Below are 16,250 nucleotides of genomic sequence, written 5' to 3' on the forward strand. Positions count from 1 at the left end.
CTGGGCTGGGAAAAGCCCAGCGTCCCCCCATGTTTCCGATCCGTGACCACAACCCTTCGGGGCGCACACCCTATGTCGTTTACCTGCTAATGGCAGCCAATATCCTGATTTTCTTCAGCTATGTGGGGATCATGGATAATGCGCCGCTGATCAACAGACTGTATTTCGACTATGCCATCATCCCGGCGCGGATCACTGATGGGTTTGCGTTCGAAACCCTTGTGACTTCGATGTTTCTGCACGGCGGATGGATGCATCTGGCCGGAAACATGCTGTTTCTCTGGATATTCGGGGACAACCTGGAAGATGAGATGGGCCACCTGCCCTTCCTGCTATTCTATATGTTGGCTGGTGTAGGTGCGGGCCTGATCCACGTTTCTACAGCGCCCGACTCGGTGGTGCCGACCATCGGGGCTTCAGGTGCGATTGCCGGGGTGATGGGGGGCTATCTATTGCTGTTTCCCAAGGCGCGCGTCGACGTTCTGCTGATCCTGATCGTCTATTTCCGGGTTTTCACAATCCCCTCCTTCATCATGTTGGGCATCTGGCTAGGCCTTCAGTTCATGGGCAGCCTTGCCAGCAATCCGGACGAAGGAGGCGTCGCCTATTGGGCCCATACCGGAGGGTTTTTCGTCGGTCTGATCCTGTGCATCCCGCTTTGGCTGAAACGAGGCGGACCCGCATATTGGGGCCGCACCCACGGTCACCCGCCCCACCCCGAGCACAAATACAAACTATCGCAATCCCGCATTCCACGGGTTCCGCGAAAATAAACTTATTCTTCGGACGATTTCGGCGGTCGACCACCGCTGAGCTGCGTGATCTCTTTCGCTGCGTTCCAGACCAATTCCCCTAGTTCCGTGGCCCGGTCGGCGATGAAGCGCGCAGACGGACCAGACACGGAGATCCCGGCGCAGGGTTCGCCCCTATCATTGTAGATGGCGGCGCCGATGCAGGACATGCCCTCGTACCGCTCTTCATGATCATGCGACCAGCCGCGGGCGCGGGTGTTTGCCAAATCCTCCTGCAACCCCTCGCCTGGCAGTAAGGTGTGCGAGGTGAAACGAACGGCATCAGCCGCCAACGCCTTACTTGCTGCGGAATCGCTCATTGCAGCCAGTATCGCCTTGCCGGTGCCGGACGCATACATCGGGGTCCGCGCACCCGGCGGGAAAAACGCTCGGATCGGGTTCTGTGTTTCAACCTGACCGACAAAAACCACTTCGGCCCCGTCCGGCACCGCCAGATTGGCTGTTTCGCCACTATCCTGCATCAAACGCCTCAGGATCGGCCGTCCGATTTCAATCACGCTGTTTCGACGCAGGAACGAAGCACCAGTGCGATATGCCTCTATCCCGATCATCCATTCCTGCCGCTCGTCATCAAAGGCAGCAAAGCCATGTTTCTGCAACGTCGCCAGAATGCGGTGCGTGGTGGCCGTAGGCACATCCACCTCGCGCGCCAGATCGCTTAACGCCGCCCGCTCCAATCGCGCCACGGCGGTCAGGACAACCAGCGCCCGATCCAGCGACTGCATGGTCCCCGCCGAGCTTTCCTTGAACAGCGATTTGGGCCTGCCGCGCGGTCTTTTTTGGGCTTCCATCCCTGGCTTCTCCTTTTCAACCCGGCACAGTTTTTTTCACCTTAATTCCTCGGCTTTGAAAATGAAAAACAAAAAATGACGTGTATTCAGAGGATTATTTATTTAATCGCAAAAATGAAAATATTTTTCAAGAAAATTGCGCAGAACAGCGATTTCAACGACACTTAATTGCAAATCGGAGGATTTAGTTATGTCCAATCAAAACCCGGTATTCATTCCCGGCCCTACCAATATCCCAGATCGCTTGCGCTTGGCGATGCAGGTCCAGACACAGGACCACCGCGCACCTGATTTTGTCGAAACCTTCGCCCCCGTGCTGGAGGACACCAAAAAGGTGTTCGGCTCTAAAGAAGGTAAGATCATCACCTTCCCCGCCAGCGGTACAGGCGGCTGGGAGGCATCGGTGACCAATACGCTTAGCCCCGGCGACAGCGTGCTGGTTGCGCGTTATGGCATGTTCAGTCATCGCTGGATCGACCTGTGCGAGCGGCACGGTCTGGATGTACGCATCATCGAATGCCCCTGGGGCAGCGGCGCACCGGCGGATAAGTTTGCCGAAGCTCTTGCCGCAGACAAAGAACATAAGATCAAAGCGGTTCTGGTCACACATAATGAGACGGCGACCGGCGTACGCTCGGACATCGGCGCAGTTCGCAAGGCAATGGATGCCAGCGACCACCCAGCAATGCTGTTTGTGGATTGCGTCAGCTCGCTGGCCTCGATGCCGTTCGAGTTTGATAGCTGGGGCGTCGACATCGCGGTTTCGGGCTCGCAAAAGGGCTTCATGCTGGCAACCGGCATGGCGATCCTGTGCGTCAGCCCCAAAGCGCTGGCCGCGATGGAAACGGCCCAATTGCCGCGCACCTTCTTTGATTTCCGCGACATGATGAACGCAAATGCGTCAGGCGGGTTCCCCTATACCCCACCGCTGCAGCTGATCTATGGTATGCGCGAAAGCCTGAAGATGCTGTTCGAAGAAGGGCTAAACAACGTATACGCCCGCCACTTCCGTCTCGCCGAGGGGGTCCGCAAGGCGACCGCCGCCTGGGGGTTGGAGTTGGTGGCGCAATCGCCCGAACTGTATTCCGATACGGTCAGCGCGATTTACGTACCTGATGGCTTTGACAGCAATGCGCTGACCGATCACGCTTTCAACGCTTATGGTGTAAGCTTTGGTATCGGATTGGGTGAAATGAACGGCAAAGCCTTCCGTATTGGCCATCTGGGCAGCTTGACGGATGTAATGGTTCTGTCCGGTCTGGCCACGATCGAAATGGCGATGGCTGATCTGGACTATCCAATCAAATTGGGCAGCGGTGTTGCGGCGGCGCAGGAATATTTCCGCTCCGGCAGTGCCAAGCCGATGCAATCCGCAGCGTAAGGAGGAGCTTGATGTTGGACGCACAGACTACGGCAGACCGCCTGACGCTGGACGACATGCGCGAAGCGCACGACCGGATTCGGCCTCACATCAAACGCACCCCAGTGATGCGTTCTGATTATCTGGACGAGCTGACCGGCGCACAATTGTTCTTCAAGTGTGAGAACTTTCAGGAGGCCGGGGCCTTCAAGGTGCGCGGGGCCTGCAACGCAGTATTTGGGCTTAGCGATGAGATGGCCGAAAAAGGGGTGTGCACGCATTCCAGTGGCAACCATGCCCTGTCGCTGTCTTACGCTGCTGGTCGGCGCGGCATTCCCTGCAACGTGGTCATGCCCCGCACCGCTCCGCAGGCCAAAAAAGATGCTGTGCGCCGGTTTGGCGGCACGATCACCGAGTGCGAGCCTTCAACTTCGTCCCGCGAGGCGACCTTTGCCGAAGTTCAGGCGCGGACCGGTGGTGAGTTTGTGCACCCGTATAATGACCCTCGGGTCATCGCCGGACAGGCGACCTGTTCCGCGGAATTGCTGGAGCAAACGGGGGGAGTGGATGCGGTTATCGCGCCTATCGGGGGCGGTGGAATGGTGTCAGGCACTTGCCTGACCGTGTCGAACCTGGCCCCTCAGACCGCTATTTATGCGGCCGAACCCGAACAAGCCGACGACGCCTACCGGTCGTTCAAAGCCGGGCACATCATTGCCGATGATGCGCCAAAAACAGTTGCCGATGGGTTGTTGGTGCCTCTCAAGGAAAACACCTGGCACTTTGTCTCGAAGAACGTCACCGACATTTTCACCGCATCCGAGCAGGAGATTGTCGATGCGATGAAACTGACCTGGAAATACCTGCGCGTCGTGATGGAGCCCAGCAGCGCCGTGCCGTTGGCCACCATCCTGAAAAACCCCGAGGTGTTCAAAGGCAAACGCGTTGGCGTGATCATTACCGGTGGCAACGTGGATTTGGATAAACTGCCCTGGATCAAGGGCTGAGGAGGAGTAAAAATGAATAAACCCGTGAATTTGGACGATTTCGAAGTCGGCTATGACATCCCTGCCGCTATTGGCATGGACGAGTCTGAGATTCAGACCCCCTGCCTGATCCTTGATCTGGACGCGCTGGAGCGGAACATCAAGAAAATGGGCGACTATGCCAAGGATCATGGCATGCGCCACCGCGTCCACGGCAAGATGCACAAATCGGTCGATGTCGCCAAGCTGCAGGAAAAGCTGGGCGGTTCTGTTGGCGTCTGCTGTCAGAAGGTGTCCGAGGCCGAAGTATTTGTACGCGGCGGCATCAAGGATGTTCTGGTCTCTAACCAGGTACGCGACCCGGCGAAGATCGATCGGCTGGCTCGTCTGCCCAAGCTGGGCTCGCATATCATCGTCTGCGTTGACGATATCGACAATGTTGCAGATCTTTCAGCTGCGGCCGTCAGGCATGGCACGGAACTCAGCGTCTTTGTCGAGATCGACTGCGGTGCGGGACGCTGTGGTGTCACAACCACGCAGGATGTCGTTGCGATTGCTCAAGCGGTCGAGGCAGCGGACAACCTGAAGTTCAAGGGCATTCAGGCCTATCAGGGTGCCATGCAACACATGGACAATTACGAAGACCGTAAGGCCAAGCTGGATGTCGCCATCGAAATGGTCGACAACGCCGTCAAGGGTTTGAAATCCGTCGGGATCGAACCCGAACTGGTGTCGGGCGGTGGCACCGGATCGTATCAGTTCGAATCCAACTCGGGCGTTTACAACGAACTGCAGTGCGGGTCCTACGCATTCATGGATGCGGACTACGGTCGTATCCTCGACGAGCAAGGCAATCGGATCGATCAGGGTGAATGGGAAAACTCGTTCTTCATCCTGACAAGCGTGATGAGTCATGCAAAGGCTGACAAAGCCATCGTCGATGCGGGCCTCAAGGCGCAATCGATTGATAGTGGTCTGCCCTTTGTCTACGGGCGCGATGATGTCGAGTACATCAAGTGCTCGGACGAACACGGCGTGATATCTGACCCGAATGGTGCGCTGAAAGTAAACGACAAACTCCGTCTTGTACCGGGTCACTGCGATCCCACCGCCAATGTCCATGACTGGTATGTTGGTGTACGCAACGGCAAGGTCGAAGCCCTTTGGCCGGTCTCGGCCCGCGGAAAAGCTTACTAGTAAGCCCATTTGCTGACTGACGGGGCGGTGTTTCGACCCGCCCCGTTTTGCTTGTGACCCAAAAATATCAAAGAAAGGCACAAACGATGATCATCGTTCCCGAAAAGGAAATCGGCGCTCTGCTGGGTCGAAAAGAAAGTTACAGTGCCGTCGAGCAGGTATTTGCTGCGATGGCCTCTGGGGATGCATATAACTTTCCGGTGGTGCGCGAAGCCATCGGTCACGCCGATGCCCTGTATGGCTTTAAAGGCGGGTTCGATCGCGCCGGAATGACGCTGGGCCTAAAGGCCGGGGGATATTGGCCGAACAATCTGGAAACTCATGGGTTGATTAATCACCAATCAACCGTGTTTCTGTTTGATCCCGATACCGGGCGCGTGAAGGCCATCGTTGGGGGCAATCTGCTGACCGCGCTGCGCACCGCTGCAGCTTCTTCGGTATCGATTAACCACTTGGCCCGTAAGGACGCCAAGGTAATCGGTATGGTGGGTGCTGGCCATCAGGCCACATTCCAGCTGCGCGCGGCGCTGGAACAGCGTGACTTTGAAAAAGTCATCGGCTGGAACCTGCACCCCGAGATGCTGCCTAACATCGAAAAAGTTGCAAACGAAGCCGGACTGCCCTTTGAAGCGGTTGAGCTGCCGGGCCTGACCGAGGCTGACGTGATCGTCACCATCACTTCGTCCTTTGAGCCGACATTGCTGTCCGAACACGTTTCTGACGGGACACACGTGGCCTGCATGGGGACAGATACGGTCGGCAAGCAAGAAGTGGGTGCGGATCTGGTCGTGCGCGCCAGTGTCTTTACCGATGAGGTCGCGCAGGCGATCACTTTGGGTGAAAGCCAGCATGCCGTGGCTGCGGGCGACAAAGCCGAAGCTGACATTCACCAGATTGGCGCGGTCATCAACGGCACCCATGCGGGCCGTACATCGGATACCGAAGTGACGCTGTTCGATGGGACAGGCGTCGGGCTTCAGGATCTGGCGGTTGCCAGCGCCGTTGTTGATCTTGCCGTCAAACAAGGCATCGCCATCGAAGTCGACTTCTGAACAAAAAAACGCGCGCCCGATTGTCGGGCGCGCGATAATTACTTTGCGATAGCTCGCAGGGCTAAGGCGTCAGCCCCGGATCACCTTGGCGAACTGATCAAAGATCGGCTCATTGGCGCAGATCACCTCACCATCCTCCAGCACGCTGCCTTCTGGGTTCAGGGCTTGGACAAAGCCACCGGCCTCTTTCACGATGATGATCCCAGCGGCCACATCCCATGCGTTAAGGCGACGCTCCCAAAACCCTTCGTAGCGACCTGCGGCCACATAGGCCATGTCCAGCGCCGCTGCGCCCCAGCGGCGCACACCGGCGCAGGCAGGCATCAAGCGGGCCAGATCCTGCAGCGTGGCAGGCAGGTCCGAGCGGCCTCCAAAGGGCAGACCTGTGGAAAAGATGGACTCGATCATGCGGTGACGGCCCGACACACGGATACGGGTGTCGTTCATCCACGCGCCCTCGCCCTTTTCGGCAAAGAACATCTCGTCCTTGGCGGCGTCGTAGATCACACCCGCCACGATCTTGCCCTTGTGCTCCAGCGCGATCGAAACCGCCCAGTGCGGCAGGCCATGCAGGAAGTTGGTGGTGCCGTCCAACGGGTCAACGATCCAGCGGCGGGTTGGATCTTCGCCGTCAATCGCGCCGCCCTCTTCAGCCAGCCAGCCATAGGTCGGGCGCGCGCCCAGCAGTTCTTCTTTCAGGATTGCCTCGGCGGCAATATCGGCTTTGGAAACAAAGTCACCCGCGCCTTTCATCGACACCTGAAGGTTCTCGACTTCACGAAAATCCTTGACCAAAGAACGCCCCGCCTTACGCGCGGCTTTGATCATGATGTTGAGGTTTGCACTGCCAACCATTGTCCAAAGGCTCCTGTCCGGTCAAACCGCGCGTATACTGGTGCAACGCGCCCTTGCCAAGAGGAATGATGCGCATAGCAGACCCGCGTTTTATGCCTATTGCTCCTGCAGCTTGCGCGCCTCGGTGCCTGCCAGTTCGATCAGCTCCTGCACATAAGGTTTTTCAAGGTCCTCAGTGCGCACGGCCGCGTACAAGGTGCGGGTAATTCCGTCTTCGGTCAGCGGGCGGGTGACATAGTCCGAATTGTACTTTACCTCGCGCACGACCCAGTCGGGCAACGCCGCAACGCCCCGGTTCGAGGCCACCAACAAGAGGATCACCGCCGTCAACTCCACCTGTCGGATCGCAGCCGGTTCGACACGGGCCGGGATCAGCAACTGGCTGAACACATCCAATCGCGTGCGTTCAACTGGATACGTAATAAGAGTTTGCCCCCGGAAATCCTCGGCTTCGATGAACTCTTTCTGTGCCAGGGGGTGCGCGGACGACGCGACAAAGACGGCGTCATAGTCGAACAGTTCGATGAATTCGATGCCGGGCAAGTCCTCGGGGTCGGACGACACGACCAGATCGACCTCTTCTTTCTGCAAGGCAGGCAAAGCGTCAAAGGCCAAACCTGGGCGGATATCGACGTCCACATCGCCCCAAGATTTGCGGAAAGATTCCAGTACTGGGAATAGCCATTCAAAACAGGCGTGGCATTCTATTGCGATATGCATTCGCCCTGCTCGCCCATCGCGCAGTGAGGAAAATTCTTGTTGTGTCGCCTCGATTTGCGGCAAAATCTGTTCCGCCAGACGCAACAGACGCAGCCCCGCCGCAGACAGCTTCATCGGCTTGGACCGACGCAGGAACAGTTCAACCCCGGCCTGATCCTCGAGCCCTTTAATCTGATGGCTCAGCGCGGATTGGGTGATGTTGAGCTGATCCGCCGCGCGGGCCAAGCCGCCGCATTCATGGATGGCCTTAATCGTTCGCAGGTGCCGGAATTCGATGTGCATTGTTACGTGACTCATGTTGTTCTTGAGTAATATGAGTTTGTCTCACAATCCGTAAACTGGCACAAGGACCACAGATAGGACCTGTGAGGCAGACATGACGACACCAGAGATTTCATTCGAGTTTTTCCCTCCGCAAACGCTCGAGGCCTCATTCCGCCTGTGGGATACAGTTCAAACGTTGGCCCCACTTGAGCCGCGCTTTGTTTCAGTCACCTATGGTGCAGGCGGCACCACCCGCGAATTGACCCGCGATGCCGTGGCCACCCTGCACAAATCATCCGGCCTGCAAGTAGCGGCGCACCTGACCTGCGTCGACGCCTCGCGCCAGGAAACGCTGGAGATCGCCGATACGTTCGCGCGCGCCGGGGTTCAGGACATTGTCGCCCTGCGGGGTGATCCACCCAAAGGTCAGGACCGGTTCGAACCGCATCCGGAAGGGTTCGCAAACTCGGTCGAGTTGATCGAAGCCCTGGCCGAAACCGAGATGTTCAGCATCCGCGTCGGTGCCTATCCCGACAAACATCCAGAAGCGCAGGACTTTTCAGCTGACATCGACTGGCTCAAGGCCAAGCTGGATGCCGGTGCGGACGAAGCCCTGACGCAGTTCTTTTTCGAGGCCGAGACCTTTCTGCGTTTCCGCGATGCCTGCGAAAAGGCCGGGATCAACAAGCCGATCGTGCCCGGCATCCTGCCTATCGAGAACTGGAAAGGTGCCCGCAACTTTGCCCGCCGCTGCGGCGCGCATGTCCCCGACTGGATTGAAAACGCCTTTGAAAAGGCGATTCGAGATGATCGTGAGGATCTGCTGGCCACCGCATTGTGCACCGAATTGTGTTCGGACCTGATCGACGAAGGCGTGGACAAGCTGCATTTCTATACCCTGAATCGGCCTGAACTGACGCGCGACGTGTGTTTTGCACTGGGTATTACACCAAAGGCCGAATTGCAGAACGTCGCTTGATTTGATCCCTGATTGGTAACTTAGCCCGGACCTTGGCAAGGCTCCGGGCTTTTTTACTTGATCTCGGGCTAAATCCGGGCGTGGACAATAGAGCAACCCCTTGTGGACTGTCCCTCAAATAGCGATAAATTTTTGATAAAGTTTGACAAATTCGTGAAGCCACTCAAACTGAATCTGTAGTGTTTGTTTAAAGAGTAAATTGGGTATGGAGCCTGTTGAAAAGATAAATGCACGCGCTGACGCGCTTGAGGCTCTGGGATTGGACCAAAGCGCCGGATCTGACGAAATCCGGGACGCTTGGCGCCACATCGCATTTCATGCGCATCCAGACCACAGAAATGGTGACTGCACCCATTTCGCCCGCGCCAAAGAGGCTTATGACTTTCTACGTCGCGAAGGGTTAACTGCCAAAGGGCGGACCACAGGTGTGCCGAGACGGCCAAAGCTGCGTAAACGTGTCATTGAACTGGAAAGCGCCGATATTGATGCTTGCCGCGTGTTGCTGAACACGGCTTTGGCGCATAGCCCGGATGGCACAGACCCGGAGTCGCAGAACACGATCGAAGCGGACCATGTGCCCGAGGCCGTTGGGTTCTATGGTCGCCACTTAACTTACTTTGTCCCGACGCCAGTTTGCGAGGGATCCAATCGGGTGGCACTGCCGACTTCGGTTCTGGCCTCGGCCCGGCGAACGGAAACCGAAGTGCTGAGTTTTCAATCCAATGACTCTGGTGCCGGTGAAGTCGTAGTTCCCGATACGATCACAGAACGAAAGTTCCCTGGTGCCAAGAGTGTTCGCATCAAGTTTGATGCGGATCAGCAGATGCGGGATGATTTCTGGCTGGCGAGTTGACGTGGAAAACCCGGCCTGGGGTCGGCCGGGTTTGACTTAGGCGAATGGTAGCTTAGTTTGCGATCGGCCCTTCCGAGGTGAATTTCGGAATAACGCTGCTCGATGCGCCATCGGCTTCGATCCCCGGCCAGTTGCCTTCGGCCAGATTGATGTTGCCGGGAACATCCTCTTCCCAGAAGCCAACAACAACATCGGTGATGTTCAGATACAATTGGTCATCAACAATCCGCCACAGGTTCGGGTTTGCCGGAACCTTGCCACCTTTCGACACGCCGTATGCACAGTGTCCATCATAAGCCGGGGCGTAATAGGCTGGGTTTTCCAGGAACTTGTCGCGGTTCTCTTCCGTCGAGAACGCCCAGGTCGCTCCGTTATAGTCCGCAGTGATGTCGGACCGGCCGCGAACGGCTTCGGGCTGGGTCTGACCAACTGGCACCTGATCCAAGCTGCGATAGGCAACAACGTCATAGCCTGAGACGGCGTATCCGGTGCCATCAACGTATTGATCACCGGCGAATGCCGGCATGGCAAGGGTCATAGCTGCTGCGAAAGTCAGGGCAAAGCTTTTCATGTGGTCAATCCTTTTGTCCTCGGAGTTGGGCGATTGATGAGAGAATAGATATTTTCGCCCCGATGGGCAGGCCTGCTCGCGCCGCTGTGACCTCGAATGAAAAAACGTGAGAGGTTCAATCCCGTTTGTTACAAAACTGCCCCAACTTCCGGGGTTGGACTCGGGGCTTTGCAACATTACCTGTTGGGGCGGACACAAATTCACCCGAACTTTGCTGAGAAAGATAACAGATGAGCGAGCAATCCCCATATACGCCACCCGCAGTCTGGACATGGGACAGCGAAAGCGGCGGCACATTCGCCAATATCAACCGCCCCATTGCCGGGGCCACCCACGACAAGGACCTGCCGGTCGGAAAACACCCGCTGCAGCTTTATTCTCTCGCCACCCCGAACGGCGTTAAAGTCACCGTGATGCTGGAAGAGCTGCTGGCGCTGGGTCATCAAGGTGCCGAATACAATGCCTGGCTGGTTAATATCGGCGAGGGTGACCAGTTCAGCTCGGGTTTTGTAGGCGCCAATCCGAACTCAAAAATCCCTGCTCTGTGGGATCGTTCGGGTGATGAGCCGGTGCGCGTGTTTGAAAGCGCCTCGATCCTGTTCCATCTGGCTGAAAAATTCGACGCTTTCCTGCCGAAATCGGGCCAGGACCGGACCGAGGTCATGAACTGGGTGTTTTGGCAGATGGGCAGCGCGCCGTATCTGGGCGGCGGCTTTGGCCATTTCTACGCCTACGCGCCCGAGAAATGGGAATATCCGATCAACCGTTTCGCGATGGAGGCCAAACGGCAGTTGGACGTGCTGGATCGGCAACTGGCTGAAAACACCTATGTCGCGGGCGAAGACTATACCATTGCCGACATCGCGATCTGGCCGTGGTATGGCCAGTTGGTTTTGGGCCGCCTTTACAGCGCAGGAGAGTTTCTGGACGTCGAATCCTATAAGAACGTGATGCGTTGGGCCAAGGCGATTGACGCGCGCCCCGCCGTTCAGCGCGGTCGCATGGTCAACCGCTCGTTCGGTGAGCCGCACACCCAGCTGCACGAACGTCACGACGCCAGCGACTTTGAGACCCGCACACAAGACAAGCTGGAAGCGGCCGCAGAATAATTGCCGTGCCCCGCGGTTCGTTGGATCGCGGGGTTACCCAGACCACTTATTTCAGAATCGGTGGCTTGTCCGGATCGCTGCCCGGCGTAACCTGTTCGAAGATCCGCGCCTCGGGCTGTGGAAGGTCGAATCGCAACCCGACCCGCGCCAGCGCAGCCGACGCTGGATCATGCGGGCCAAAGAAGCCAACATCCATAGCGCCTGCCTCGACCCCGGAAAATGTCAGCGCCTCGGACGCGGCTTTGGCCAGAGCTGGTTCAGCCCCCTCGACCGCACCAACAAAGCCCAAAAGATGCCCCGAACCGCCCTCTTCCGTTTTAGTCCCGACCAGAAACGCGGCTTCGGCTAGTCCGACGGCCGTGGCCAATTTCGCATCCAGCGCCTTCAACAGATCATCCGGCAAGCCCTTTGGCGGCAGAAACTCGGCCAAGCGTTGCTGCACCTCTTCCGGCGCATGTTCCAATGTGGAGGCCAGCCAACCCAATGCCTCGGCCGGGATCAGCATCGACGACGGCGCGACCTCAAGGTTAAGGCCCAGCCCGATCCCCTGCCCCGCCAGCATCGAGGACAGCACCCGCCCCGACAACGCCACATAGGGCACAAGGCGCTCGGCGAATTGGGCCAAACGGTCATGGCGGTCAAAGACCAGTACAAAGCGTCCATCGGCGACGTCGAACAATTCCGGCGAGATATTTTCGTCCCGCGCCTCTTCGGCCAGCAGTAAAAACAATTCGGAATCTGCAAGGCGTTCAAAGAACCGCAGGCGCGCCGCGTCATCTTGCGGGCTGGCCTCCATCGCGGCATGGGCGGCATCCAGAGCTGTGGTTTCAGTCATTCAGAACCTCTTGCACCCGCGCGCGCAGAACCGGGAGCAGTTCGGCTTCGAACCACGGGTTTTTCTTCAGCCATGCCGTATTCCGCCAGGACGGATGAGGCAAGGGAAAGACACGCGGCGCATGGTCTCGCCAGTTGCGCACGGTTTCGGTCACGGCGGAGCGCAAACCAAGGTGATATTTATGCGCATGTCCCCCGACCAGAACCGTCAGCGGCACCTCTCCCAACTCATCCATCACCCTGTCATGCCATGTCTGGCCACAGATAGGCGGCGGCGGCAAATCGGCCTTGCGTTCGTTATAGCCGGGAAAGCAAAAGGCCATCGGGACAATTGCCACGCGGCGGCGGTCGTAGAACACGGTCTCATCGATACCCAACCAGTCGCGCAGCCGATCACCAGAAGGGTCGGTGAACGGACGCCCCGAGGCATGGACCCGCGCGCCCGGAGCTTGACCTGCGATCAACAACGGCGCTCCAGACCTGAACCAAACCACCGGGCGCGGTTCATGCGCGGTAAACGTAGCCTGAAATTTGTCCGCACAAATGCGACAGGCCTGAATCTCTTTCTGTAACGAATTCATCAGATCGCAAGACTTCCTGCATCAAACTGGTTGACGGTCGATGGGAAAGATAGTCAACGGGCGGTTCAAGGCCAACCGGTGCAAAAGTCACAATCCCAACAGGGGAGCATTGGTACGCATTGATCATTTGTTTCATAATTCGACATAATGTAGCCAAACTAGACCAACAAATTAGCCGCTGGTTAATCAACCTGAGTAGCGCGCAATACAAACGCCAGAGCAGCAGGCCGTGAATGCTTGAGTTTGAAAATGTCAGTAAGTCCTTTTGGACCGGGACCCGCCGCAAGGTAATCCTGGATCGGGTCTCGTTCCGGATCGAACTAGGCCGGTCGATTGGCATTCTTGCCCCCAATGGCACCGGAAAGACGACACTGATCAACATGATGGCCGGGCTGGAAAAACCGGACGAGGGTGCGATCCGCAAGTCCTGCCGCATCTCGTTCCCCATGGGATTTTCTGGCGGCGTGGTCAAAAAACTGTCAGCCTTGGAAAACGCCCGCTACATCGCCAAAATCTATGGAATGGATCCGGATTACATCGAAGCGTACTGCAGCTGGCTTTGCAATCTGGGTGAATATTTCAACCAGCCAATCGGGACCTATTCCACCGGCATGCGGGCGCGTTTTACCTTTGCCCTGATGCTGGCGCTGGATTTTGACATGTACCTGATTGATGAGGGCATGCCCTCATCCACGGATGTTGAATTCAACCGAAAAGCAGGTGACATCCTGCGAGAACGTCTGCGGACGACGACATTGGTGATCGTTTCCCACAGTCCCGACGTACTTGAGAAATTTGCGCAGCAGGCCGCCGTTCTATTGGACGGTCAGCTTTACATGTTCGACACCTTGGAAGAGGCAAGACAGCTATATGACTACCAAACCCAAGGCTAAAAAATACCGCTGGCGCCGCAATCGTCAGGGCGCGGATTCCGCGGACGCCAGGGCCGACGCGATCTCGCGTATCAGAAAAGCAACGGAAACGGTTGAGGCGGCGAATGACCCTTCTCCCTCAACTGATATTGAGGCGATCAAGCGCGAAGGACTAACCGGTCGGCAATTGCGCATAGCGCGACGTCTCGCGCAAAAAAACGGCCTAGCAGCCACGTCAGATTACGACGCGGTGCGGCTGCTGCGTGAGAAGGGCATCGATCCGTTCGAACGCACCAATCTGCTGGACTTGGCGGCCGAGAAGGATAAGGCGGACAGCCCCGCGAAGGACAAGATCAGGATTCAGTTGCCCCAGACCATCTCGGATTCCTCCCAAGGTCTGCCCGGCCCCGAATTGAGCCCGGCAGAACGGCGAAATCTTGAAATCGGTGAAATTCAAAAGGACATCGCTCGCCGCCGCAAACGCAAGCTGTTTGCGTTGTTTGCACGTCTTGCTGCCTTCGTTTTGCTACCGACCCTGATTGTGGGCACTTATTTCTACCGGTTCGCAACACCGATGTACGCCAGCGATTCTGCTTTTTCGATCTTGCAGGCAGATGGTGGTGGTGGCTCCATAGGCGGACTGTTTACGGGAACGCAATTTGCCACCGCGCAAGATTCCGTCGCCACTCAGGAATTTCTGGAATCAAAAGACGCGCTGGTTCGACTTGAGAATGACACTGATTTCTCGGCAATCTTCAAGCAGGAGTGGATAGATCCGATCCAACGTCTGCCTCAGGACGCATCCCTTGAAGATACCTATAAGTTGTTCCGGCGGATGATCACCATTGGGTATGACCCCAGTGACGGCATCATCCGCATGGAAGTTGCCGCACCAAGCCCCGAAATTTCGGTCGAACTTTCCACTCTTTTGCTGTCCTATGCCGAAGAAACCATCAACGGTTTGACTGAATTGAAGCGCGAAGACCAAATGCGCGACGCCCGAGCCGGTTTTGAACTGGCTCAGAACGAACGCCGGAAAGCTCAGGAAGAACTGATCGAGTTGCAGTTGCAGGGGGCGGTCCTGGATCCCGAAAACGTGCTTGCTGGTCTGCGGGGGCGGATCAACGCGATCGAAATCGAGTTGCAGGAGAAGGAACTGCAACTGGCCGCACTTTTGGACAACCTGCGCCCGAACGAAGCCAAGGTGGATGGTGTCCGCGCGGACATTCAAAGACTCGAGGCCGTGTTGGCAGAACTGAATGCCGAGATGTTGGACGCATCAGCAGGCGAAAACTCGCTGGCGCGGTTAAGTGTGCGCATCCAGATGGCGCAGGCCGACCTCGTCGCGCGCGATATGATGCTGCAAACCGCAATGGAACAGATGGAAACCACCCGGACCGAGGCCAACCGCAAAGTGCGTTACCTAACGGTTTCGGTGAACCCCGTCGCCAGCGAGGAACCCAGCTATCCGCGCAAGTTCGAAAATACGATTTTGGCTTTCCTGTTGTTTGCTGGTATCTACCTGATGATCTCGCTTACCGCGTCGGTCCTTCGTGAACAGGTATCCTCGTAAGACACATGAAACATGTAAAAATCTCCGATCTCACGGTCGGTAATGATCTGCCTCTGACGATCATTGCCGGCCCCTGCCAGCTTGAAACGGCCGATCACGCCCAGATGATCGCCGGCAAAATGAAAGAGGCCTGCGACGCCGCCGGTGCGCAGTACGTCTTTAAGGCATCGTACGATAAGGCGAACCGCACCTCTCTGTCGGGTGCACGCGGCATGGGGATTGATGCCGGACTGAAAGTTCTGGACGACATCCGTAAGACGATGGGCATTCCGGTCCTGACTGACGTTCATTCCGAGGCCCAGTGCGCCATTGCCGCTGACGCTGTGGACGTTCTTCAAATTCCGGCCTTCCTGTGCCGTCAGACGGATATGTTGCTGGCAGCGGGAAACACCGGTGCCGTGATCAACGTCAAGAAGGGCCAGTTCCTCGCCCCGTGGGAAATGCCCAACATCGTCGCCAAGATCGAAAGCACCGGGAACAAAAACATCCTGCTGACGGAACGCGGCTCGTCGTTTGGATACAACACGCTGGTTGCTGACATGCGGTCGCTGCCGCAAATGGCCCAGACCGGCTACCCGGTGGTGATGGACGCCACCCATTCGGTGCAGCAACCCGGTGGACAGGGTGGTTCGTCTGGCGGTCAAAGAGAGTTCGCACCGGTCATGGCACGGGCCGCGGTGGCCGTTGGTACCGGCGCTGTGTTCATGGAAACGCATCAGGATCCGGACAACGCGCCCTGCGATGGTCCGAACATGATCTATCTGGATCAAATGCCTCAATTGATTGACACATTGATGCGCTTTGATGCATTGGCCAAAGCCAATCCAATTCAGATTTAACC

General features: G+C 57.1%; 17 protein-coding genes. 11 read left to right on the top strand and 6 right to left on the bottom strand.

Features of this window, described 5'->3' with window-relative positions; translation table 11 throughout:
• Positions 1-29: 29 nt before the first annotated feature.
• Positions 30-773 carry a rhomboid family intramembrane serine protease gene (locus ACR0DT_RS08095; RefSeq protein WP_480710218.1) on the top strand — a complete coding sequence of 248 codons (744 nt, stop codon included), beginning with the start codon at positions 30-32 and terminating at the stop codon, positions 771-773.
• Positions 774-775: 2 nt separating this feature from the next.
• Here the strand turns inward: ACR0DT_RS08095 and ACR0DT_RS08100 are convergent, their stop codons facing one another.
• Positions 776-1,603, bottom strand: coding sequence for an IclR family transcriptional regulator (locus ACR0DT_RS08100; protein ID WP_480710219.1), 828 nt, complete (start codon positions 1,601-1,603; stop codon positions 776-778).
• Between the two features lie 190 nt (positions 1,604-1,793).
• On the opposite strand from ACR0DT_RS08100, the gene bhcA reads away from it, so the two are divergent.
• The 4 genes from bhcA to bhcD all read left to right on the top strand — a co-directional run bounded on the left by bhcA (position 1,794) and on the right by bhcD (position 6,198).
• Complete coding sequence (bhcA, locus tag ACR0DT_RS08105) at positions 1,794-2,984, top strand: L-aspartate--glyoxylate aminotransferase BhcA (RefSeq protein ID WP_480710220.1); 1,191 nt, start codon at positions 1,794-1,796, stop codon at positions 2,982-2,984.
• Positions 2,985-2,995: 11 nt separating this feature from the next.
• Positions 2,996-3,970 carry a beta-hydroxyaspartate dehydratase BhcB gene (gene bhcB / locus ACR0DT_RS08110; protein WP_480710221.1) on the top strand — a complete coding sequence of 325 codons (975 nt, stop codon included), beginning with the start codon at positions 2,996-2,998 and terminating at the stop codon, positions 3,968-3,970.
• Positions 3,971-3,982: 12 nt separating this feature from the next.
• Entirely contained in the window at positions 3,983-5,146 is a 1,164-nt protein-coding gene (bhcC, locus tag ACR0DT_RS08115) for a 3-hydroxy-D-aspartate aldolase BhcC (protein ID WP_480710222.1), read from the top strand.
• Positions 5,147-5,232: 86 nt separating this feature from the next.
• Complete coding sequence (gene bhcD, locus ACR0DT_RS08120) at positions 5,233-6,198, top strand: iminosuccinate reductase BhcD (protein WP_480710223.1); 966 nt, start codon at positions 5,233-5,235, stop codon at positions 6,196-6,198.
• 69 nt (positions 6,199-6,267) lie between these two features.
• Here bhcD and ACR0DT_RS08125 read toward each other — a convergent pair whose 3' ends face one another.
• Complete coding sequence (locus tag ACR0DT_RS08125; RefSeq protein WP_480710224.1) at positions 6,268-7,053, bottom strand: inositol monophosphatase family protein; 786 nt, start codon at positions 7,051-7,053, stop codon at positions 6,268-6,270.
• A gap of 96 nt (positions 7,054-7,149) precedes the next feature.
• Complete coding sequence (locus ACR0DT_RS08130; protein ID WP_480710225.1) at positions 7,150-8,055, bottom strand: LysR family transcriptional regulator; 906 nt, start codon at positions 8,053-8,055, stop codon at positions 7,150-7,152.
• 94 nt (positions 8,056-8,149) lie between these two features.
• Between ACR0DT_RS08130 and metF the strand changes: the two genes are divergently transcribed.
• Positions 8,150-9,016: a methylenetetrahydrofolate reductase [NAD(P)H] gene (metF, locus tag ACR0DT_RS08135; RefSeq protein WP_480710226.1), complete on the top strand. Its 867-nt coding sequence runs from the start codon at positions 8,150-8,152 to the stop codon at positions 9,014-9,016.
• 205 nt (positions 9,017-9,221) lie between these two features.
• Positions 9,222-9,869, top strand: a complete 648-nt coding sequence (locus ACR0DT_RS08140; RefSeq protein WP_480710227.1) for a DnaJ domain-containing protein — start codon at positions 9,222-9,224, stop codon at positions 9,867-9,869.
• A gap of 52 nt (positions 9,870-9,921) precedes the next feature.
• Here ACR0DT_RS08140 and ACR0DT_RS08145 read toward each other — a convergent pair whose 3' ends face one another.
• Positions 9,922-10,440: a YHS domain-containing (seleno)protein gene (locus ACR0DT_RS08145; protein WP_480710228.1), complete on the bottom strand. Its 519-nt coding sequence runs from the start codon at positions 10,438-10,440 to the stop codon at positions 9,922-9,924.
• Positions 10,441-10,670: 230 nt separating this feature from the next.
• On the opposite strand from ACR0DT_RS08145, the gene yghU reads away from it, so the two are divergent.
• A complete protein-coding gene (gene yghU / locus ACR0DT_RS08150; protein ID WP_480710229.1) occupies positions 10,671-11,549 on the top strand; it encodes a glutathione-dependent disulfide-bond oxidoreductase in 879 nt (292 codons plus the stop codon).
• Between the two features lie 46 nt (positions 11,550-11,595).
• Here yghU and ACR0DT_RS08155 read toward each other — a convergent pair whose 3' ends face one another.
• Together ACR0DT_RS08155 and ACR0DT_RS08160 are read right to left on the bottom strand one after the other, a co-directional pair.
• Positions 11,596-12,384: an SseB family protein gene (locus ACR0DT_RS08155; RefSeq protein WP_480710230.1), complete on the bottom strand. Its 789-nt coding sequence runs from the start codon at positions 12,382-12,384 to the stop codon at positions 11,596-11,598.
• Positions 12,377-12,964, bottom strand: a complete 588-nt coding sequence (locus ACR0DT_RS08160) for a uracil-DNA glycosylase family protein (RefSeq protein ID WP_480710231.1) — start codon at positions 12,962-12,964, stop codon at positions 12,377-12,379. Before ACR0DT_RS08160 ends, ACR0DT_RS08155 begins: the two co-directional genes overlap by 8 nt.
• A 233-nt stretch (positions 12,965-13,197) precedes the next feature.
• Here ACR0DT_RS08160 and ACR0DT_RS08165 point away from each other — a divergent pair, with 233 nt between their 5' ends.
• The 3 genes from ACR0DT_RS08165 to kdsA are packed head-to-tail and all read left to right on the top strand — an operon-like array spanning position 13,198 to position 16,248.
• Positions 13,198-13,857, top strand: coding sequence for an ABC transporter ATP-binding protein (locus ACR0DT_RS08165; protein WP_480710232.1), 660 nt, complete (start codon positions 13,198-13,200; stop codon positions 13,855-13,857).
• A complete protein-coding gene (locus tag ACR0DT_RS08170) occupies positions 13,835-15,409 on the top strand; it encodes a KpsE/RkpR family capsule polysaccharide export protein (protein ID WP_480710233.1) in 1,575 nt (524 codons plus the stop codon). Before ACR0DT_RS08165 ends, ACR0DT_RS08170 begins: the two co-directional genes overlap by 23 nt.
• Before the next feature lie 5 nt (positions 15,410-15,414).
• The gene (kdsA, locus tag ACR0DT_RS08175) at positions 15,415-16,248 is read left to right on the top strand and encodes a 3-deoxy-8-phosphooctulonate synthase (RefSeq protein ID WP_480710234.1); all 834 of its coding nucleotides are present in this window, start codon (positions 15,415-15,417) and stop codon (positions 16,246-16,248) included.
• Positions 16,249-16,250: the final 2 nt, after the last annotated feature.

This window comes from Ruegeria sp. BI11 (assembly GCF_056538005.1).